Raw genomic sequence first — 20,588 nt, 5'->3', positions numbered from 1 at the left:
AACGACGCCAACCATCACAGCCAACGGCGATTCCGGATAGATACGAGATCGCCGGCGCTTGGTGCCGTCTATGCTTGGTGGCGTTGCCTCTGGTGGTCCTTTCCGGCTGTCAGGCCGCGCTGCCTTACCAGGCCGCGCCGGCTTCCACCTACGCAAGCGAACCCTTTCCCGTCCGCCTCGTCAACCGCGACCGCTTCGACCCATCGATGCGACCGGCACATGTGCCCAACACAACGGGCGCGGCTGCCGGCACCATCGTCGTCGATACATCGGCAAAGCACCTTTATCTGGTTGAGAGCAAGGACAGCGCCATGCGCTATGGCATCGCGGTCGGCAAAAGCGGCTATGGCTGGAAAGGCACGGCCACCGTCGGGCGCATGGCCAAGTGGCCCCCCTGGTACCCGACCGACGACATGAAGCAGACGACACCGGGCCTGCCGGATCGCATCGCGCCGGGAGCCCAAAATCCGCTCGGCGCCCGCGCGCTCTATCTCTACAAAGATGGCCGCGACACATATTATCGCATTCACGGCACTTCCGAGCCCTGGACCATCGGCACCGAGGCATCGTCCGGCTGCATCCGCATGTTCAACGAGGACGTCATCGCCCTCTATGACAAAGTGTCCCCCGGCGCCAAGGTGATCGTGAGATAGGCCGCTACCAGATCGTCCAGCCGCCATCGACGCGCAGTTCCTCGCCGGTGATGAAGGCGGCTTCGTCCGAAGCGAGAAAGCGAACGGCGTAGGCGATCTCCATCGGCTCGCCGAAGCGGCCGACCGGCGTCATGCCGCAGAGCTTGCGCTTGACGTCGTCGGACAGGAGATCACGCGACTGGTCGGTGATGATCATGCCGGGACTGACGGTATTGACCGTCACTTTCCACTTGGCCACGGCCGCGGCGAGATCGCGGGTCAGATTGAGCATCGCGCCCTTGGAGGTGTGGTAGGCGGGCTGCCGCTTCGGACCGAACTCCGGATCTTCAGTAAAGACGTCATAGAGCTCCGGGTTCAGCGCAAGCACACCAAACACCGACCCGATATTGACGATGCGGCCCCACAGGCGATCACGCATATGAGGCAGAACGGCCTGCGCCATGAAGAAGGCGGCGTCGACATTCGTCGCCATCACACGGCGCCATTCCTCCTCGGTCGAGGAGAGCAGCGGCGCGATGGACGAGACGCCGGCATTATTGACGAGGATATCGACGCGGCCGAACTGCCGGACGGTATTGGCAACCACGCGGCCGCGGTCGGCAGCGCTGGTGATGTCGCCGGCCATGGCAACGATCCGGCCCGGCTCCTTCGCGCGCGCCACGCTGTCCTGCAAGGGCTCGGTGCGGCGGCCGACCGCAACGACGCGATGGCCTGCCTCGGCAAGCGCCACGGCTATGGCCTGGCCGATGCCGGTCCCGGCACCGGTAACAATCGCGACGCGTTCCTTCTGATCAGGCATAAAAGGACCTCATTGAGAAAGACCGGCGGGGCCACATCTCCGACCCCGCCGTCACCTATCTTTTTAGTTTGCGCATGATCTTTCCGGAAAACCGCCTCGCACTTTTCCGGATCAGGCTCTACTTCGAGCAGGCGTCGACATAGAGGTTCTTCTTGACCTCCGGCGTGTCGACATTCTCGCGCGTGGCGACAACCATCGGCGGATGCGCGACATCCTCCAGCTTGGTCGGATCGACCTCGCCACGAAGGATCTTGGTCACGAGTGTCACCGAATTGTAGCCCTCGAGATAGGGCGACTGGACAACCAGCGCGTCGTATACGCCGGCCTTGAGGTCGCGCACCTGTCCGGGATCGGCATCGTAGGCGATGATCTTCACCTTGCCCTGCTGGCCGGCGCCAATAACGGCCGACGAAGTGCCGACAGCGGCGTTGGAATGCGTCGTGTAGATGCCCTTGAGGTCCGGATTGGCCTGCAGCGCCGCCGAGACGATCTCGGCAGCCTTGTTCTGATCGGTTCCCGGATATTCGGTCGGCAGCACCTTGATGTTCGGATATTTCTCCTTGAGCACCTTGGTGAAGCCGTCGACGCGTTCCTGGTTGGCGGCGACGCCCGGATCGAGACCGACGACGAGAACGGTGCCCGCGCCGCCGATCGACTGCGCCATGGCTTCGGCCGCGAGGCCCCCGGCGGAGACGTTGTCGGTGCGGATATTCTGCAGGTCGACCGGCTTCGACAGGTTGCCGTCAACGGTCACGACCGGAATCTTCTTGTTGTTCACCAGATCCTCGACAATGCCGACCAACGCATTGGGATCGGTCGGCGCGAGGACGAGACCGTTCGGGCCGCGTTCGATCGAAGCTTGCAGGATCGGCATCTGCAAGGCCAGATCCCATTGCGGCGGACCGGCCCAGTTCAGCTCGACACCGAGCTCCTTGGCGGCGTCGCGGGCGCCGCATTCCATCGAGGTGTAGAAGGGAATGCCGACGATACCGGCGACGAACTCGATTTTCTCTCCCGCGGCAAGCGCCGAACCGGAGGCCCAAGAGGCCGAAAGTCCAAGGGCAAGCACAAAACTCTTCGTCCTGATACTCATTTTTCTCTCCCATATCCGAACGCCATTTATTCTCCACGGACCGGCCGGGCGTCACGGAGCCGGTCGGGACGTTGCTTTGTTTAACTCAAACGTTCGCGCCTCTGCTGGTCGATATAAACCGCGATGATCAGGATCACGCCGACGACAATGAGTTGATAGAAGGACGGAACGCCGAGGATCACCAGGCCGGTGCCGAGCACGACTGGGATCAGCGAGGCGACCATCGAACCTGCGATCGTGGCGCGCCCGCCGAAAAGGCTCGTGCCGCCGATGACGACAGCGGCGATTGCCGCGAGCGCCGTGGTCTGATGGCCGCCGATATTTGTGGTGGCGAAGCGAGCCAGATCGAGCACGGAGGAAACGCCAGCCAGCGCGCCGACCAGGACAAAAAGCATGAGGATGTGGCGACGCGAACGGATGCCGGCGCGCTCGGCCGCCTCGCGCGAGGAGCCGATCGCCAGCGTATGCAGGCCGAAACGGGTGGCGCGCAGCACAAACCACAGGGCGAAAGCGAGGGTGAGGACAATAATCGTCGGATAAGGGACGATATCGAACAGCTTCTTCACGCCGAACTCGGTCTGGATCACGCGCGGGACGAAGGGCACGTTGGTGCCGTTGGTCAGCACGTAGGCCAGGCCCGTGCCGATACCGAGCGTGCCCAGCGTCACAATGAAGGAATTGATGCGCAGGCGCGTGACGAGCAGCCCGTTCACCAGCCCGAAGGCGGCGCCCGTCAGGATACCGGAAATAATGCTGGCGACGAGAGCCGGGACGAGATGCGGGTATTCGCCCATGCGGACCTCGTCGAAGCTGCCGGACAAGGCGACGAGCGTCTTGGCCGCGACCACCGAGGAGAGCACGACATTGGCGCCGATCGACAGATCGAGCTCGCCCGCGGCGAGGACCATGGTGACGCCGACAGCCAGCAGCATCGTCACCGAGGCGTTGAGCACGATGGTCGTCAGGTTGCTGACCCGGAAGAACGCGCCATTGGGCGAGAGCACGCCGAACAGGATGATCAAAGCGATGACGATGAGCGCCATGCCGACGGGAGTCGAGTGTGGGCCGGAAAAGAGACGCGCGGCGATGCCTGAGCGTACCGGCGGTGGAGCGGCATTCTGCGTGGTCTCGCTCATGCGGCCTCCGCAGGCTTACCGCCGAGCATCAAAGTGACCACATCGGTGAGGGTGAGGTCGCGGGCCGCGAGATTGGCGATCGTTCGGCCCTGGCGCATGATGGCGATCCGGTCGGCGAGGCTCAGCATCTTCGGAATGTCATGAGATATGACCAGAACGGCGAGGCCACGCGCCGCCGCGGATCGAATCGAGTCGTAGACAATTCCGGTCTGCCTGGTGCCGAGCGCCGCGGTTGGCTCGTCCATCAGGATTGCCGCCTTGGCCCACATGACCGCGCGGGCCACCGCGATCGCCTGGCGCTGGCCGCCGGAGAGATCTCGCACCGTGCGGTCGACGCTGGTGAGCGTGCTGATGCCGATGCCACGCAGCGCCGCTTCCGCCCTGGCGCGCATATGGCGGCGATCGAGCACGGCGGGGTGGCCGCCAAACCAGCCGGCGCGCACCGGCTCGCGGCCGAGAAACATGTTCTCGGCGACAGTGAGGTCGGGGGCGAGCGCCAGATCCTGATAGACAGTCTCGACGCCGAGCTCCTGGGCATGGCGAATGGAGGTGACGGTGGTGGCCTCGCCCCAGAAAGCGAGCCGGCCGCCATCCGGCGCGATGGCACCGCAAATGACCTTGGTGAGCGTCGACTTGCCGGCGCCGTTGTCGCCGACCAACGCCAGCACTTCCCCGGGACGAACTTGCAGGCTGGCGCCAGACAGCGCCTGGACATGGCCATAGCGCTTCACGATGTCCGTCGCCTCGATGACGAAGTCCGATTTCGGCTTCAACCCGCTCCCCTGATCCGTCCCCACCTTGACCTCACTAGCGGTTCACTTGACGAAACATATGTTTCACGGTCGAGCGGGAATCGTCAAGAGGTTACCCTTAGGCGATCCTCGCCGCCTCGCATTTTGAGCCGGAATTGCTAGATTTTAAAGGGATTTCCAGCCCTTGGAGGGTTGAAGACTCTTTTGTCCTCAGTCTGATTCCTCCGTTCCTTGTGGAGAAACGCACCTTTCTTGACACGAAACAATGAGCGGTGTTGAATGAAGGAGAAATCATCGCGGGGACATTATCGTGACTTCAAGCTTCCAGCGTTCCGCAAACCGCATCCGGCAGGCGTCACAGTATCTGCCGGGCGGGGTGAGCAGCAATTTCCGCCTCGGCATCTCGCCGACCCCCTGGTCTTTACCCATGCCGAAGGCCCCTATCTGCACGACATCGATGGCAATCGGCTGATCGATTACTATCTCGGCATGGGTCCGATGATCCTCGGCCACAAGCCTGAGGCCGTTGTCGAGGCGGTGCGCGCCCAGATCGACAAGGGCATCCTTTTCGGCGGTCAGAGCGAAATCGAGTTCGAGGCGGCGGAGCTTCTGTGCGGCATGCTGCCCTCGGCGGAGCGCGTACGCTTCAGTTCGTCCGGCAGCGAGGCCGTGCAGGCGGCGCTCAGGCTGGCGCGCGCCGTCACCGGGCGCGGCACCATCGTGAAATTCGAGGGCCACTATCATGGCTGGCTCGACAACATCCTGTGGAGCGTCGCACCCGCCCCCGACCGCATGGGCCAGGAGAGTGCGCCAGTGCCGCAAGCCGGCACCGCCGGTCAGGACGAACCGGCTGGCGAGCATATCGAGGTCCTGTCCTGGAACCGGCTCGATCTCATCACGCAGCGCCTGGCGCAGGGCGATGTCGCCGCCGTCATCATGGAGCCGGCGATGTGCAATACCGGCGCGATCCTCCCAGGCCCCGGCTATCTGGAAGGCGTCCGCGAGGCCTGCACGAAGACCGGCACCGTGTTGATCTTCGATGAAGTCATCACGGGCTTCCGGGTCAGCGCCGGCGGCACACAGCAACGTCTCGGCGTCACGCCAGACCTCACCATCTTCGGCAAGGCGGTGGCGAACGGCTTCCCGGTGGCGGGACTTGCCGGCAAGGCGGCGCTGATGGACGAATTCGCCAGCGGCCGGAAGGTCATGCATGGCGGCACCTATAATTCCCAGTCGATCGCCATGGCGGCGACGGTCGCGACGCTGAAGGCGCTCAAGGCGCCCGGCACCTATGAGAAACTGGAGCGACAGGGCACGCGGCTGATGGACGGCGTCAAGGCCGCGTTCTCAGATGCGGGCGTGACCGCGACGGTGACGGGCTTTCCGCAGATCTTTCATGTCGGCCTCGGGCTCGAGACGCCACCTTCCAACTATCGCGATATCATCGCTTCCGATCGCGCCGGCTATGTGCGCATCACCACAGCACTTCTCCAGCGCGGCTCGCGCGTGCTGGAGCGTGGCGCCTGGTTCATCTCGACCGAGCACAACGATGCGGTGATCGACGAGACCGTCACCGGCCTCAAAGGCGCGCTCGCCACTCTCTGATCGCTCGAAACAGAGGACAAGTCGGACATGCCGGCGCGCATCGCCATCGCCTCGCTCATGCAGGAGAGCAACAGTTTCTCGCCTCTCAAGACGACGGTCGAGACTTTCGCCAGCTATTATCTGCTGCATGGCGAGGAGATGCTCACCGGCTATGGCGAGGCGCGCACGGAAGTGCCGGGCTTCTTCGCTGTCCTGGCGAAAGCCGGCGCGGAGGCCGTGCCGCTCATCGCCGCCTATGCCGCGGCGAGCGGCACGGTGACGCGGCAGGCCTTCGACACGCTCGTCGGCGAGATGGAGCGGCGGCTTCGTGACGCCGGGCCCGTAGACGGGCTGCTCCTGGCCCTGCACGGCGCGCTTGTCGTGGAGGATCAGCCGGATGGCGATGGCGAGATCATCCAGCGGATGCGCAAGCTCCTGCCCGCTGCGACGCCCATCGGCGTCAGCCTCGACCTGCACGGCCATATCACGCCTCTGAAGCTGCAGCCGAATGTGTTTCACATCGGCTATCGGGAATATCCGCATATCGATATGTATGAAACAGGCCAGCGCACGGCCGAGATCCTGCTGGATATCGTGGCGAAGCGCCGGCCGATGCCGGCAATGGCGCTCGCCAAACGGCCGCTTCTGGTGAGTCCGGTCTGCACCCGGACGACTGACGGGCCGCTCAGGCCGATCGCCGAGGAAGCGCGCCGGATGGAGCGCGCCGGCGAGGTGATCCATGCCGCCCTCTTCCCGGTGCAGCCCTGGATCGACGTGCCGGATCTAGGTTTCGCCGCGCTGGTTTGCGCCGAGGATGCCGCCCGGGCCCAGGCGGTGGCGGAGAAGCTGGCCGAGATGATCTGGCGGCTGCGGAGCGATTTCTTTCCCGATCTCACGCCCCTCGAGGAGGCCATCCGCATCGGTCTCGCCTCGGACGGCATGACACTCGTCAGCGATGCCGGCGACGCGCCGACCGGCGGCTCGGCGGCGGATAGTGCAGCGGTGCTGAGAGCGCTCATTGCGGCGGGCGCCGACAGGGCGGCGCGATTGTCCTATCTCACGATCTGCGATCCCGGTGCCGTCGCGGCCGCCAGCGCCCAGGGCGCCGGCGCCGAGGTCACCACGCCCGTCGGACATTACTTCTCAAAGCAGGATGGCGCGCCCGTCACGATCACCGGCCGCGTGCTGTCCCTGTCGGACGGCATCTATAAGATGACGGATGGCGGGCCGAACGGTCTCGAGCTTTCGATGGGGCTGACGGCGGTCATCGCCATCGGCTCGATCCGCCTCCTGGCGCGCAGCCAGCCTTCGATGGAATGGGACAAGGCAATGTATGTCTCGCAAGGCCTGCCGCTCGAAGACGCAGCGCTGGTCTTCGTCAAATCGCCGGCCCATTTCCGGCAGAGCTTCGGCCCTCTGGCGGCGCGCATAATTTCCGCCAACACGCCCGGTCCGACCGCGCCCGATATGCGCCGCATCCCCTTCACCAAGGCGACCCGGCCGCTTTATCCTCTCGATCCCATCTGACAACGCCTCCCAGGAGAACCCATGAAGCTGTCCATGGTCATAACGCCGCCCAACGAAAAGCGCCTCGCGGCGCTACGGCAACTCGGCGGCGATTATGCCGTGCATTACGACATGTTTGATCTGCCGGACGACCTCGATCGCCTGAAGGCCATAGCTACGATCTATGAGCGCCACGACCTGCCGTGGAAGGTCGCTGAATCGGGACCGGCAATCGACCGCATCGTGATGGGCAAGGATGGTGCTGCAGAACAGACGGAACGCTACAAGCGCATCGTCGGCCATCTCGGGCAACTCGGCGTCGAGGTGATCGCCTATAATTTCATGCCGCAGGTGAGCGAGGACGCGATGGTGGTGCGCACCACGTTCGATGCGACAACGCGCGGCGCGCGCACCAGTGGCTTCCGCCTTGCCGATGTGACCGCGCAAACAATGCCGCATAGGGAGACGGCGATCCCGCGCGAGCAGATGTGGGACAATCTCGAACGATTTCTCAAGGCGGTGGTGCCGGCGGCGGAAGCAGCCGGCGTAAGACTGGCCATGCATCCCGACGATCCGCCGCTCTCGCCGCTCTGCGGGCTGGAGCGGATCATGGACAGACAGGAAAGTTTCGACCGGCTGCTGGCAATCTCGGCGAGCCCGTCAAACGCCCTCACCTTCTGCATCGGCTGCTTCGCGGAGATGGGCACAGACATTCCCGTGCTCATCGAGCGATATCGCACGCGCATGCCCTATGTGCATGTGCGCGATATTTCCGGCACACCCACCGACTTCATCGAGACTTTCCCGGACAACGGCCAGACGGATCTCGTCGCCATATTCCGCAAGCTGCATGAGATCGGATTCGATGGCTATCTGCGCAGCGACCATGCGCCGCAACTGGCGACGAGCGAGAGTGACGGACCGGAGGGTTACGCCATGCAGGGCCACATCTTCGCGATCGGCTATCTGCGCGGGCTGGAGCGGGCGAGCGCACCGGCGGGAGGCCCCTGATGACAGGGCCGCGCCGAGCTTTTGACTATATCGTGGTTGGCGGCGGCAGCGCCGGCTGTGTCGCGGCAGCACGGCTCGTCGCGGAGTTCGGCGCGCGCGTGCTGCTGCTCGAAGCGGGCGGCGAGTACAAGGACTGGATACTCAAGGTTCCCGCTGGCTTCAGTCAGATTCTCGGCGGCACGAAGTATCTGACCCAGCATCTCACGGTGCCGCAGGCCCAGCTCGGCGGGCGCGTCCAGGCCATCCCGCAAGGCAAGGTGCTCGGCGGCGGCAGCAGCGTGAATGCGCAGGCCTATATGCGCGGACGCGCGCGTGACTACGACATCTGGGGCGAGATGACCGCAAGCGATCTGTGGTCGTGGCGGAAGATCCTGCCACATTTCACGCGGCTGGAAGGCAATCAGAAATTCAACAACGGCTTCCACGGCATAACGGGGCCGCTCAAGGTCTCCGATCCCGGCTTCATCTGCGAGATGAGCCATATCTATGTGCGCACGCTGCAAGAGATGGGCGTACCCTTCACAGTCGACTTCAACCGCGGTTCACCCGAAGGCGTGGGTTATCTGCAGTCGACCGGGGGCCGTGGACGACGATGCAGCGCGGTCGACGCCTTCATCACGCCCCTCCGCGGCAATCCCAATCTGGAGATCGTTACAGGAGCGAACGTAAGGCGCATCCTCATCGAGCGTGGGCGCGCGACAGGCGTCGAATATGATCAGGGTGCAGACCGGCATGAAGCGCGCTGTGACGGTGAAGTTCTTCTCGCGGCCGGGGCTTTCGCTTCGCCCCAGCTGCTTTTGCTTTCCGGCATCGGACCGGCGGACGAGCTCGAAGCAATTGGAATCACGGTTACCGCCGACGTGCCGGGGGTCGGGCGCAATCTGCAGGACCATTGCGGCGCCCCGATCGCTGCTGAGGCGCCCGGCCATTACGGGTATTTTCGTCAGGATCAGGGCCTGCGCAAGATCGCCAACGGTATCGAGTATCTGCTTTTCGGCCGCGGCCGCATCGCCACCACCGGCGTCGAGGCCTGCTCCTTTCATGTGCCGGAGGACGGCGACGGCGATCCGGTCGTGCAGATCTGGTGCGTGCCGAAGACGAGCTATGTCGATAAGGACGTGCGTGGCGTGCCCGATATCGACGGCGTGACCTTGCATGCGGTGCTGATGCGACCCAAGGCGATCGGCAGCGTGCGCCTGCGTTCCGCCGATCCCAATGACCTGCCGCTGGTGGACCCGAACTATCTCGGCCACCCGGACGACATGCGGCACTTGCGCGAAGGGATGCGGGCGGCGCGCGCGATCATGAAAGCGCGGCCGTTCGCCGATATCGTGCGGAAGGAAATTCTCCCCGGCCCCGGGGCGACTAGCGATGCGGCGCTCGACGAGCATCTGCGCCGCACGGTCAAGACGGACTATCACCCGGTGGGAACGTGCCGGATGGGACAGGACGGGGATCGGCAGGCGGTCGTGACGCCAGAACTCAAAGTGCGCGGCATCGAAAGCCTGCGGGTGATCGACGCTTCGGTGATGCCGAAGATCGTAACCGCCAATACCAATGCCCCGACCATGGCGCTGGCCGACCGCGCCGTCTCGATCATGCGGGGTGTCGCCTAAAAGTCAGTCCGCGATCGCGCCGGCGGCCAGGCGATAGGACGTCGAGAAGGTCTCTCCGGTGTGAAACTGGCGCGCGGTAGTCACGCCACGCCTGCTAATCGGATTGTCCTCCGCGGACACCCCACTGCCGAGATCGAACGCGGAGCATATGGGCTCGACACCCAGAGCCGAGAAGCGCGAATTCCAAGGGGGGCGGTCAGGGCACGGTTACTGATCCACAGGAGAAGGCTGGGAAAGTGATCGCGAACCCAGGATAGGCCGAGGCGGTAATTCTCGCTGCTGTTGAGGAGGCCGACGCTTCCGTTCGCTTCGAGCACCTGCAAGAGGTCTTCGGCGCGGCGCTTTGGCGGGAAATAGCGTGCGTCGATAATGCTGCCGTCGGTGCCCGGCACCGCTCCGATCGGTACGAAAAGTCCTGGCGTGATTATGGATAGCGGGTCTGGTTGATAGGGATAGGTCGCCACTATCGTCCGCGGGTCGAGATCGATGAACCAGCGCCCGTCGGCCTTGGGCGCGGCGAGGGTCGGATGCAGACCAATTGGCAGACGACAATCCGACCTGACCTCCACTGATAGATGAAGGTCAATAGCGGGGCGATCCGGTACCGGGCAAATCGTTCGCTCGAGGCGCGCGATCGGATGGCCGGCCGGATAGGCGATGGCCAGGCTTACGCGGGTGGTGGAGTGTTCCAGCAACTCCCATTCATGCGAGGAGCCATAGCCATGACCGACATCGACGCATGAACCCACCGAGCCCGACGGCCAATCCTGCGTCGCCGGCCGATCGCGATCGAAGCCGAAAGGAACACAGGGCCACTCGCCGCGCAGGCGGTGGAACAGCGGCTGGCGCGACAGATCGATCTCTTCACCGAACCATGGCGCAATCGAAAGCGGCGCGACTTGGCGTCCATCGGGCAGAATAAAAAGGACCGGGCCCAGCCTGCCGCCAAAGCGCTCCACTCCCAGCAGCCCATAGTTCCAGCCGAGCGTCAGAGTCCTTTCGATGCTCATCCCATGTACCAGCCGCCATTCACATTCAGCTCGTGCCCGGTGATGAACCGGCTCCTTGGCGAGGCCAAAAAAAGCACCGCTTCAGCAATGTCGCGCGCCGAGCCTCGATATTTGAGCGCCTGGCGCGCCAGGACGTCGGCGTTGACCTCATCCAGACGACCGGCCCATACCCGCCTTTCCAGTTCGGTCGGTATCGCGCCGGGCGCCACAAGATTGACCCGGATTCCGGCGGGCCCCACCTCGCGCGCCAGCGATCTGGTGAGGCCGAGCAACGTTCCCTTGGCGCAAACATAGGGGACCATATCCGCCACCAGGCCGGCAAGCGTCAGGCTGCCGATATTGACGATCGATCCGCCGCCGATTTCCTTCATTCCGGGCACCACGGCCTGGCACAGGACGAAAGCAGCATGAGCGTTGATGGTCTGGACGCGAGTGAAATCCTCGAGCGAATAGGTCTCTATAGGATCACGCGGATTGATCGCGGCGTTATTGACCAGAATGTCGATCGGACCGGCGGAGTCCAATATGGCGCCCGCCGCTTGTTTTAGGCCGGCGAGATCGGACAGATCGCCGAGAACGGTCTCCACTTCGTGGCGCAGACCTCGTGCATTGATCTTGTCGCGAACCGCTTCGGCCCCGGAGCCTGGAAGGTCGTGCAGGATCACGCGCGCGCCGGCCTCAGCCAGACTCTGAACGATCTCCTCACCCAGTCCCCCGGCGCCGCCGGTCACCAAGGCTCGTTTGCCGAGGAGTTCCATGGTCTATCCCTCGCTCAGAACTGGCGTTTGCCCTCTCTGGCAACACCTGACATTATGCTGAAGCATATGATTCCATTTCATGTCAAGAAAAGCCTATTTCATGGAGAGAAACTCAGACATCTTGACCGAGCCAGCCAAAAGAGAAGAAGACCGCTATGTCGTGCAACCCGTCGTTAAGGCGCTGCAGGTCCTACAGCTGGTCTGCGAGGCGCCCCAGCCGGTCAGCCTGAATGAGCTGGTCAAGGCGGCGGATCTGCCGAAGACGACCGTCTTCCGCTATCTGCGCAGCCTCGCCAGCAAGCGCTTGATCGAACATGAAGAGGCGACGGACCGCTACCGGCCAGGCATCGGGCTGTGGCAACTGTCACATTCAAGCAATCCCTATGAAATGCTGCGGCAGATCTGTCAGCCCCATCTCCAGGAGCTGCGGGACCGGTTCAACGAAACGGTCAATCTGGGTGTGCTGGCGGCGTCGGAGGTTCTCTATCTCGACATCATGGAGAGCCGGCGCTCGCTTCGCATGCAGGCGAAGATCGGCTCGACCGGGCATCTGCACAGCACCGCGCTGGGCAAGGTGCTGCTCGCCTTCCAGCCCCGCGACCAGGCGGAAAGGATATTGCCGTCCGTGCTCGTGCCGATGACGGCCCGGACGATCGTCGACCGCCAGAGAATTCTCGAGCAGCTCGATGTCATCCGCGCGACGGGTTATGCGGTCGACGAAGGTGAAGACGAGGAAGGATCCTGCTGCATCGCCGCTCCGATCCTCAACGACAAGGGCAATGCCATCGCCGCCATGAGTCTATCGGCGCCGGACAACAGAATGACCGGCGTGATCCGGCAGACCATCTGCGCGCAATTGATCCCGGCCTGCCACGCCGTCGCGCAAATCATCCGCGGCACGATGAGCTGAGCGCACAAGGGTTACGGGCCGCAGCGCATCAGAAAGAGGCGCAAATGCGGCGATCAACCCTTTTGGCTGTGTAAAAGTGCGGCTTGAAGAATCAAGTCCGGAACGTCCATATCCGCGCCCTGATGTGGCGGCAAACTCCGGCGCGTCCAATTCTCGAGAGGTGTTTCCGGTGGCTTCCATACACGCGCGCATTGCCGAAGAACTCAACGTCAGAGAGCAGCAGGTCACAGCCACCGTCGAACTGCTCGATGGCGGCGCCACCGTGCCCTTCATCGCGCGCTACCGCAAGGAAGTCACCGGATCGCTGGACGACGCGCAATTGCGCACACTCGAAGAGCGGCTGCGCTATCTGCGCGAGCTTGAGGACCGCCGCAAGGTCATCCTCGAGTCCGTGCGCGAGCAGGGCAAGCTCGACGCAGGCCTCGAAGCCCAGATCATGGCCGCCGACAGCAAGGGCCGCCTCGAGGACATCTATCTGCCCTACAAGCCCAAGCGCCGCACCAAGGCCGAGATCGCCAAGGAAGCCGGCCTCACACCGCTCGCCGATCTGCTGCTGAGCGATCCTACGAACGACCCCAAGGTCGCGGCCGAGCCCTATGTCTCGGCCGACAAGAATGTCGCCGATGTGGCCGCCGCCCTTGACGGCGCGCGCGCCATTCTCATCGAGCGCTTCGCGGAGAATGCCGACCTGATCGGCGCCTTGCGCGAGGAACTGTGGGCGAATGCCCGCCTCAAATCCGAAGTGCGCGACGGCAAGAAGGAAGCCGGCGCCAAGTTCAGCGACTATTTCGAATTCTCCGAGGCCTTCACCAAGATGCCGTCCCATCGCGTACTGGCGCTGTTCCGCGGCGAGCGCGAGGACATATTGGGCCTGACGGTCGAGCCGGACGATCCGGCGACGCGGCCCACGGTCAGCACCTACGAACAACGCATCATGCGCGTCTATGGCATCATCGACCAAAGCAGACCCGGCGACAAATGGCTCGCCGAGACGGTGCGCTGGGCGTGGCGCACCAAGATCTTCATCACGTTGTCGATCGATCTGCGCCTGCGGCTGTGGACGGCGGCCGAGGAGGAAGCGGTGCGTGTCTTCGCCGCCAATCTGCGCGACCTCCTGCTCGCCGCACCGGCGGGCGCCAGGCCGACACTCGGCCTCGATCCGGGCTACCGGACCGGCGTCAAGGTCGCCATCGTCGATGCCACCGGCAAGGTGGTGGCGACGACCGCTATTTTTCCGCATGAGCCGCAGCAGCGCTGGGACGAATCGCTCGCCATCCTGGGCAAGCTGGTGCTGGAGCACAAAGTCGAGCTGATCGCCATCGGCAACGGCACGGCATCGCGCGAGACGGACAAGCTCGCCACCGAGCTTGTGAAGCGGCTGGCGAATCCGAAGCTCAACAAGATTGTGGTGTCGGAAGCCGGCGCATCGGTCTATTCGGCGTCGGCCTATGCCTCCGAGGAACTTCCCAATCTCGACGTGACGCTACGTGGCGCCGTGTCGATCGCGCGCCGCCTGCAGGATCCGTTGGCCGAACTGGTCAAGATCGATCCGAAGTCGATCGGCGTCGGCCAGTATCAGCACGATCTTAGCGAATACAAGCTTTCTAGGTCGCTCGATGCGGTCGTCGAAGACTGCGTGAACGGCGTGGGCGTGGATCTGAACACCGCCTCGGCGCCGCTTCTGGCGCGCGTGTCCGGCATCGGCGAATCGCTGGCGCAGAACATCGTCATGCATCGCGACTCGCATGGCCGGTTCAAGACCCGCCAGGCGTTGAAGGATGTCCCGCGGCTCGGCCCCAAGGCCTTCGAGCAATGCGCGGGCTTCCTGCGCATCCCCGGCGGCGACGACCCGCTCGACGCCTCGGGCGTGCATCCCGAATCCTACCCCGTCGTGCGGCGGATCATCGAGGCGACCAAAAGCGACATCAGGCTTCTGGTCGGCAATGCGCCGGTGCTGCGCGGTCTCGCCCCCAGATCCTTCGTCGACGAGAAATTCGGCCTGCCCACGGTCACCGACATTCTGCGCGAACTGGAGAAGCCCGGACGTGACCCGCGCCCGGCCTTCAAGACGGCGGAGTTCAAGGCCGGAATCGAGAAGATCAGCGACCTTGAGCCCGGCATGGTGCTGGAAGGTGTCGTCACCAATGTCGCCGCCTTCGGCGCCTTCGTCGATGTCGGCGTGCATCAGGACGGTCTGGTGCATGTCTCGGCCATGTCGAAGACCTTCGTGAAGGACCCCCGCCAGGTGGCGAAGCCCGGCGACATCGTGCGCGTGAAAGTGTTGGAAGTGGACACGCCGCGCAAGCGCATCAGCCTGACGATGCGGCTCGACGACGAAGTGGGCAGCCAGCCGGCGCGAAACTCAGGCGGCGAGCGCATTGCGCCGAAGCGCGGCTATGCCGGCCCGCAGGGCAGCAAAGGCAGCGGCGCCTCGGACAACGCCCTGGCGGATGCCTTGCGGAAAGCGGGTTTCGGCGCCGGCACCACGAAGCGCTGAGAAGCCGCAGATAGTTTTCTAGGTTGGAAATTATTTCCTTGTGCTTTGGGGTATTCCGACACTATAGTTTCCGACATCGGAAACTATCTGGTGCTGGTAGATGTCGCTCACACTTTATAGCCACCCCCTCGCCTCCTTCTGCCACAAGGTGCTGATCGCGCTATACGAGAACGGCACGGCGTTCCGCGCCGAGACAGTGGATCTGGGCGATCCGGGCTCGGCGGCCGCCCATATGGAACGCTGGCCGGTGGGCAAAATGCCGGTGTTGTTCGATGGGCAGGCGAAACGCGTCATTCCCGAGACCAGTATTATCATTGAGTATCTGCACGAGCATCATCCGGGGCCTGTAGCTCTCCTTCCGACCGACAGCGAGGCACGGCTACAGGCGCGACTATGGGACCGCTTCTTCGACCTCTATGTCAATGTGCCGATGGCCAAGATCGTCACCGACCGCATCCGCCCGCAAGGCAAGTCCGATCCCTTCGGCGTCGCCGAGGCGCGCGACCTGCTGGATACAGCCTATGGCATGATCGACGGACAGATGTCGGCGCGTCACTGGGCGATCGGCGATGAGTTCACCATCGCCGACTGCGCCGCCGCCCCGGCATTGTTCTACGCCGCGATCGTACATCCCTTCAGGGATGATCAGCATCATCTCGCCCGCTATCGGAACCATTTGCTGGAGCGTCCGTCGGTCGAACGTGTCATCGCCGAAGCGCGTCCGTATTTTTCGATGTTCCCCTATCGCGACGCGATGCCGGCGCATTATCTGAATGGATAGACCATGAGACCAGAGCAGTTCGACCGTCTGTTCCATGCGCTCGCCGATCCCTACCGGCGCAGCATGGTGGAACGGCTCTCGCGCGGCCCGGCAACGGTGAGCGAGCTCGCCGAACCGATCGCCATCGCTTTGCCCTCGGCGCTCAAGCACTTGAGAGTCCTTGAAGACGGCGGCATCGTCCTGTCGGAGAAAGCTGGCCGGGTGCGCACCTATCGCATGCGGCCTGACGCCCTCAGAACCGTCGCGCGGTGGATCAGCCAGCGCGAAGCCGCCATGAACAAGGCCTTTGACCGCCTGGTCCAGGCCATGACCGACACTCCAGAAGAGGATGAATAGACATGGGCGTCAGCGTCCACCATACGAGCTTCGTCATCGAACGCGACCTGCCCGGCAGCCCGCGCCACGCCTTCCGCTTCTGGTCGGAACACGACCGCAAGCGGCAATGGACGAGCTGCCATCCGGACTGGACGGTCGAGGAAGACCGCTTCGATTTCCGCGTCGACGGCTCTGAACTGGTGCGCTGGCGCACGCCCGAAGGCGTCGAGCATGGTTTCCGCGCGCAGTATCTCGACATCGCGCAGGGTCAGCGCATCATCTATTCATATGCGATGAATGCCGGCGTCAAGCCGATCTCCGCGTCGCTCGTCACGGTGGAATTCGCGCCCGAGGGCACAAAAACACGCATGACCTATACCGAGCAGGCTGCCTTCTTCGACGCGCAGGACGCGGCGACCCGCAGCGGCGGCACGGGCACCGGCTTCGACCGGCTCGTCCTGGTGCTCGAGCAGAGCCTCGCCGTTTCGCATTGAAGCAGTGAACGGTCCTCTGGCGGCGCGCCTTAGACTAGAATTTGAGGCTTCTCGCCAATGCCAGCGTGTCTTCCGCGAGAACCCGGACATGATTGCGCAAGGCGGCTGAGGCGGCGGGAGCGTCGCGCGCCAGCAGGGCATTGAAGACCTCTTCATGCTCGCGCAGCGCCGTCTCGGTGCGCCCCGGCCGGAAAGTGATGAAGCGGCGATAGGGCGACAGACGCTTGTTCAGCAATTCGATCTGCTCACCGAGGCTGCGATTATGAGCGGCCTTCTGGATCGCCTCGTGGAACTGCCCGTTGGTCTGGTAGTATTTCTTGGGGTCGAAGGATGATGCGGCGTCGAGACAGGCCCGGTGCGTCTCGACGATCATCTTCTCGTCCGCCGCATCCATGCGCTCGCAGGCGAGTCGCGCCGCCACGCCTTCGAGCTCGGCGACCACTTCGAACAGATCCATCACCTCGCCGACGGTCGGCCGCGCCACAATGGCGCCGATGCACATTGGCTCAATATCGCGACACCGGTATTCATGACCGTCCTTCCCGCCATCAGCACGACGGCTTTCGCCCTCATGTGCTCCGACCGTATTCGCCGGCAATGGGAGCATGCCGCCTCGACCGACCATCTCACCGGCCTTGCCAACCGGCGCACCCTCACCGAAGTCGGCAATGAGCGCTTTGCGATTGCCAAGATCAAGGGCCCAAGCCTCGCCGCCGCGGTGCTCGATATCGACAACTTCAAGGCGATCAACGACACCCATGGGCACGAGGACGGCGACAAGGCTCTCATCCATGTCGCCTTTCGCCTCCAGGTCGGGACGCGCAAGAGCGATTTTATCGCGCAGGCGGGCGGCGAGGAATTCGTGGTGCTGATGACCGGCCTCGATGCCGCGAGCGCCGGCGCGGCCGCCGAGCGGCTCCGTCTGACTGTGGAGCAGGACATATTCAGCATCGGCGACGAAGCGATCCCTCTCACCGTCTCCATTGGCGTCGCGCTCTATGACGAGGACGACCGGAATTTCGCCGATATGCTGCGCCGCGCCGACAAGGCGCTCTATCTCGCCAAATCGCGCGGGCGCAACCGGGTTGAGCTGGCGGTATAGGCTGGCAACTGTTGTGAGCAGTTCAATCCAGGGTCTCGCGGAAAAGCTTCGTCAACGTCCGCCAATGACGCTCAGCTGACGCCTCGTCGTAGACCGGCGTGTCCGTCAGCACCCAACCGTGTTTGGCCGGATAGGTCTCGATCAGATAGTCGACGCCCGCTTCGCTCAGCGCCGCATCGAGGCGTGCTTTCATGTCGTCGGGAAAGGATCCATCCTCGATCGCGCCGGCGACATAAACACGCGCCTTGATCCTCGGCGCCAGAAGATGCGGGCTGTCGGCAGCATCGGTGGCGAGCCTGCCGCCATGATAGGACGCCGCGGCGGCGATGCGGTCGGGATAGGTGCCGGCGGCGGTCAGCGACATGAGTCCGCCCATGCAATAACCGGTCGTGCCGATCTTTCCCGGCTTCACATCGGGCTGGCGCGCCAGGAAATCGAGAAAGGCGGCGGTATCGGACATGACATTGGCGGGCGTCGCCAGACCCATATACTTCTCCAGAAGGATCTTGCGCCGCTCCGGATCGGAGAAGACCGTATGCGGGTCCATCGGCGCATAGGCGCCCGAACGGTAGTAGAGATCAGGCAGGAGAGCGAAATAGCCATAGGTCGCCAGCCCTTCGCCGATCGCGAGCATCGCCGGGCGGATGCCGACACCATCCATGAAGACCAGGACAGCCGGCCAGGGTCCCGGGCTCTTCGGGCGAAAGACGTAACTCGGACACGACCCGTCGCGGGTCTTGATCTCGATGCGCTGCATGACGCCGATCCTATCACGCGCCGGCATCGCGTGTCTTGATCAGGGATCGATCAGTTCCTTGGGCGCGGCGGTGAAATCGGCATTGGCGGTCGAGCGCTCGATCAGGCGGCGCGCCTTGGGCGGCTCGGCGCCGCGATGCAGCTTGCGGATTCTCTCGCCGACGGCCTCATCGGCATGCGTGACACGCTGGAAGAGGCGCAAATAGTCGGCCCAGGTCGGCACATTGTACATTTCGGTCCACACCTGCGGGTTCTGTACATCGCGGTAAAGCGCCCAGTTGCGGGCGCCGTCGCGCCGGCGAATGCGACGCCGATCGGCCATGGCGTCGAGAAATTCGCGCACATCCTCCTCGCGGATCATATAATCGACCATGATCCTGAACGGTCCGCTGCGGGCTTTCAGGTCCAAGGCCAGGCTCGGCTCGGGCCAGCGGTCGAGCGGATCGAGGTTCAGTTCGCCCTGGCTCGGCATCGCGAACCAGCGGAAGCCCATGACCAGGCCAAAAAGGGCGATGCCGGCCGCCCATAGCAGCGCCGTGTCGGAGCCCTGCCCTTCGGCAATCAGTCCCCAGACCCAGCTGCCGAGCGCCATGCCGCCGAACGTCGCCGTCTGATAGAGGGAGAGGACGCGTCCCACCACCCAGCGTGGTGTGGAAAGCTGCAGCGTGATGTTGAACAGCGACAAGGTGAGCACCCAGCTGGCGCCGCCGAGCATCATGGCCAGGAGAGTAAGCCAGGAATAGTCGCTGAGCGCCGCCGTCGCCTGACAGGCCGCGAAGCCGAGGAATCCCAGGCGAACGCAGTTCTCCTTGGAGAGCAGGCTGCGCATCCAGGCGGCCATCAATGCGCCGGCGACCGCCCCCATGCCGAAGGCGCCGAAGAGCAGACCGTATAGCAGCGCACCGCCATGCAGGAGATCGCGCGCGATGAGCGGCAACAAAGCCAGGGTCGCGATGGTGGCGAAGCCGAAGACCAGCGCGCGGCTCATCACGCGGGCAATGTTGGGCGACATCGCCAGATAGCGCAGGCCGGCGGACATGGCGGCCCCCATCGTCTCGCGCGGCAAGGTGCTGGACGGCAAAGCCGGCTTCCAGCGGGCGAGCACGAAAATGAGCGCCAGATAGCTCACCGCATTGATGACGAAAGCGGTGACCGCTCCCGCCGCCGCCACGATAATGCCGCCCAAAGCCGGGCCGACGCTGCGGCAGAGATTGTAATTCATGCTGTTCAAGGTCACGGCGGCCGGAATATCCGCCTTGGGGACCATGTCGCCGACGGCCGCTCCCCAGGACGGGTTGTTGAGCGCGTTGCCGCAACCGAGGAGGAACGTATAGGTGAGCAGCAGCCAGGGGGTGAGCGTGCCGGTATAGGCCGAGACCGCCAGCATCACCGAGACGACCAGCATGAAGCACTGGGCGACCAGCATGACGTTGCGGCGTCCGAAATTATCGGCAATGGCGCCCGAAGGTATCGAGAACAGCATGACGGGAAGGGCCAGCGAGGCTTGCACCAGGGCCACCATGTCGACCGAGCTCGAGATCGCGGTCATCATCCAGGCGGCCCCGACAGTCTGAATGAGGGAGCCCAGATTGGACACGAAGCTCGCGATCCATACGGCCCTGAAGACCGGATTCCGCAGCGGCGCCAGAGATGAAACCTGATCAGGCAAGAGTCTCGTGATCTCCGCAGACCGACCGAGAATCCCTCACCATTGGCGACATGTGCCGATGAATTTCCGCTGATGTCCCGGATCAGCACTATCTTGAAGAGTTGCGACTATCGGCCATGCGCCGACGCATTTCAAGGGCGGTTCAC

Annotated in this window: 20 protein-coding genes; 11 read left to right on the top strand and 9 right to left on the bottom strand. The window is 63.8% G+C overall.

What is annotated here, in order from left to right; genetic code table 11:
• The first annotated feature begins 77 nt into the window (after window positions 1-77).
• On the top strand, window positions 78-653 hold the full coding sequence (locus G5V57_RS17410; RefSeq protein WP_246737701.1) for a L,D-transpeptidase: 576 nt from the start codon (window positions 78-80) through the stop codon (window positions 651-653).
• A 4-nt stretch (window positions 654-657) separates the two neighbouring features.
• On the opposite strand, the gene G5V57_RS17405 is transcribed toward G5V57_RS17410, so the two are convergent.
• The 4 genes from G5V57_RS17405 to G5V57_RS17390 form a co-directional block, all read right to left on the bottom strand.
• The gene (locus tag G5V57_RS17405) at window positions 658-1,452 is read right to left on the bottom strand and encodes an SDR family NAD(P)-dependent oxidoreductase (protein WP_165168857.1); all 795 of its coding nucleotides are present in this window, start codon (window positions 1,450-1,452) and stop codon (window positions 658-660) included.
• A 118-nt stretch (window positions 1,453-1,570) separates the two neighbouring features.
• The gene (locus tag G5V57_RS17400; RefSeq protein WP_165168856.1) at window positions 1,571-2,545 is read right to left on the bottom strand and encodes an ABC transporter substrate-binding protein; all 975 of its coding nucleotides are present in this window, start codon (window positions 2,543-2,545) and stop codon (window positions 1,571-1,573) included.
• An 80-nt stretch (window positions 2,546-2,625) separates the two neighbouring features.
• The gene (locus tag G5V57_RS17395; protein WP_165168855.1) at window positions 2,626-3,681 is read right to left on the bottom strand and encodes an ABC transporter permease; all 1,056 of its coding nucleotides are present in this window, start codon (window positions 3,679-3,681) and stop codon (window positions 2,626-2,628) included.
• On the bottom strand, window positions 3,678-4,454 hold the full coding sequence (locus G5V57_RS17390; RefSeq protein ID WP_165168854.1) for an ATP-binding cassette domain-containing protein: 777 nt from the start codon (window positions 4,452-4,454) through the stop codon (window positions 3,678-3,680). Before G5V57_RS17390 ends, G5V57_RS17395 begins: the two co-directional genes overlap by 4 nt.
• Before the next feature lie 258 nt (window positions 4,455-4,712).
• Between G5V57_RS17390 and G5V57_RS17385 the strand changes: the two genes are divergently transcribed.
• The 4 genes from G5V57_RS17385 to G5V57_RS17370 are packed head-to-tail and all read left to right on the top strand — an operon-like array spanning window position 4,713 to window position 10,150.
• Window positions 4,713-6,038, top strand: a complete 1,326-nt coding sequence (locus G5V57_RS17385; protein ID WP_246737268.1) for an aspartate aminotransferase family protein — start codon at window positions 4,713-4,715, stop codon at window positions 6,036-6,038.
• Window positions 6,039-6,065: 27 nt separating this feature from the next.
• Complete coding sequence (locus G5V57_RS17380) at window positions 6,066-7,544, top strand: M81 family metallopeptidase (protein ID WP_165168853.1); 1,479 nt, start codon at window positions 6,066-6,068, stop codon at window positions 7,542-7,544.
• A 21-nt stretch (window positions 7,545-7,565) separates the two neighbouring features.
• A complete protein-coding gene (locus tag G5V57_RS17375; protein ID WP_165168852.1) occupies window positions 7,566-8,534 on the top strand; it encodes a mannonate dehydratase in 969 nt (322 codons plus the stop codon).
• Window positions 8,534-10,150: a GMC family oxidoreductase gene (locus G5V57_RS17370; protein WP_165168851.1), complete on the top strand. Its 1,617-nt coding sequence runs from the start codon at window positions 8,534-8,536 to the stop codon at window positions 10,148-10,150. Before G5V57_RS17375 ends, G5V57_RS17370 begins: the two co-directional genes overlap by 1 nt.
• An 80-nt stretch (window positions 10,151-10,230) precedes the next feature.
• On the opposite strand, the gene G5V57_RS17365 is transcribed toward G5V57_RS17370, so the two are convergent.
• Together G5V57_RS17365 and G5V57_RS17360 are read right to left on the bottom strand one after the other, a co-directional pair.
• Window positions 10,231-11,160 carry a hypothetical protein gene (locus tag G5V57_RS17365; protein ID WP_165168850.1) on the bottom strand — a complete coding sequence of 310 codons (930 nt, stop codon included), beginning with the start codon at window positions 11,158-11,160 and terminating at the stop codon, window positions 10,231-10,233.
• Window positions 11,157-11,918: an SDR family NAD(P)-dependent oxidoreductase gene (locus G5V57_RS17360; RefSeq protein ID WP_165168849.1), complete on the bottom strand. Its 762-nt coding sequence runs from the start codon at window positions 11,916-11,918 to the stop codon at window positions 11,157-11,159. Before G5V57_RS17360 ends, G5V57_RS17365 begins: the two co-directional genes overlap by 4 nt.
• Window positions 11,919-12,078: 160 nt before the next feature.
• On the opposite strand from G5V57_RS17360, the gene G5V57_RS17355 reads away from it, so the two are divergent.
• From G5V57_RS17355 to G5V57_RS17335, 5 genes are all read left to right on the top strand, one after another.
• Complete coding sequence (locus G5V57_RS17355; protein WP_165168848.1) at window positions 12,079-12,828, top strand: IclR family transcriptional regulator; 750 nt, start codon at window positions 12,079-12,081, stop codon at window positions 12,826-12,828.
• Window positions 12,829-12,997: 169 nt separating this feature from the next.
• Window positions 12,998-15,325 carry a Tex family protein gene (locus G5V57_RS17350; RefSeq protein ID WP_165168847.1) on the top strand — a complete coding sequence of 776 codons (2,328 nt, stop codon included), beginning with the start codon at window positions 12,998-13,000 and terminating at the stop codon, window positions 15,323-15,325.
• 100 nt (window positions 15,326-15,425) lie between these two features.
• Window positions 15,426-16,106: a glutathione S-transferase family protein gene (locus tag G5V57_RS17345; protein WP_165168846.1), complete on the top strand. Its 681-nt coding sequence runs from the start codon at window positions 15,426-15,428 to the stop codon at window positions 16,104-16,106.
• A gap of 3 nt (window positions 16,107-16,109) precedes the next feature.
• On the top strand, window positions 16,110-16,442 hold the full coding sequence (locus tag G5V57_RS17340; RefSeq protein WP_165168845.1) for a helix-turn-helix transcriptional regulator: 333 nt from the start codon (window positions 16,110-16,112) through the stop codon (window positions 16,440-16,442).
• A gap of 2 nt (window positions 16,443-16,444) precedes the next feature.
• Window positions 16,445-16,915, top strand: a complete 471-nt coding sequence (locus tag G5V57_RS17335) for an SRPBCC domain-containing protein (RefSeq protein ID WP_165168844.1) — start codon at window positions 16,445-16,447, stop codon at window positions 16,913-16,915.
• A 34-nt stretch (window positions 16,916-16,949) separates the two neighbouring features.
• Here G5V57_RS17335 and G5V57_RS17330 read toward each other — a convergent pair whose 3' ends face one another.
• Complete coding sequence (locus G5V57_RS17330; protein WP_165168843.1) at window positions 16,950-17,417, bottom strand: GntR family transcriptional regulator; 468 nt, start codon at window positions 17,415-17,417, stop codon at window positions 16,950-16,952.
• A gap of 27 nt (window positions 17,418-17,444) precedes the next feature.
• Here G5V57_RS17330 and G5V57_RS17325 point away from each other — a divergent pair, with 27 nt between their 5' ends.
• Window positions 17,445-18,017, top strand: coding sequence for a GGDEF domain-containing protein (locus G5V57_RS17325; protein ID WP_165168842.1), 573 nt, complete (start codon window positions 17,445-17,447; stop codon window positions 18,015-18,017).
• Between the two features lie 22 nt (window positions 18,018-18,039).
• Here the strand turns inward: G5V57_RS17325 and G5V57_RS17320 are convergent, their stop codons facing one another.
• A complete protein-coding gene (locus G5V57_RS17320; RefSeq protein ID WP_206530057.1) occupies window positions 18,040-18,801 on the bottom strand; it encodes a dienelactone hydrolase family protein in 762 nt (253 codons plus the stop codon).
• Window positions 18,802-18,813: 12 nt separating this feature from the next.
• On the bottom strand, window positions 18,814-20,442 hold the full coding sequence (locus G5V57_RS17315; protein ID WP_165168841.1) for an MFS transporter: 1,629 nt from the start codon (window positions 20,440-20,442) through the stop codon (window positions 18,814-18,816).
• Window positions 20,443-20,588: the final 146 nt, after the last annotated feature.

The organism is Nordella sp. HKS 07, from assembly GCF_011046735.1.
Lineage (GTDB): Bacteria > Pseudomonadota > Alphaproteobacteria > Rhizobiales > Aestuariivirgaceae > Taklimakanibacter.
Note: the sequence above shows the minus strand (reverse complement) of the source record. Positions and strands in the feature narration are given on the sequence as shown.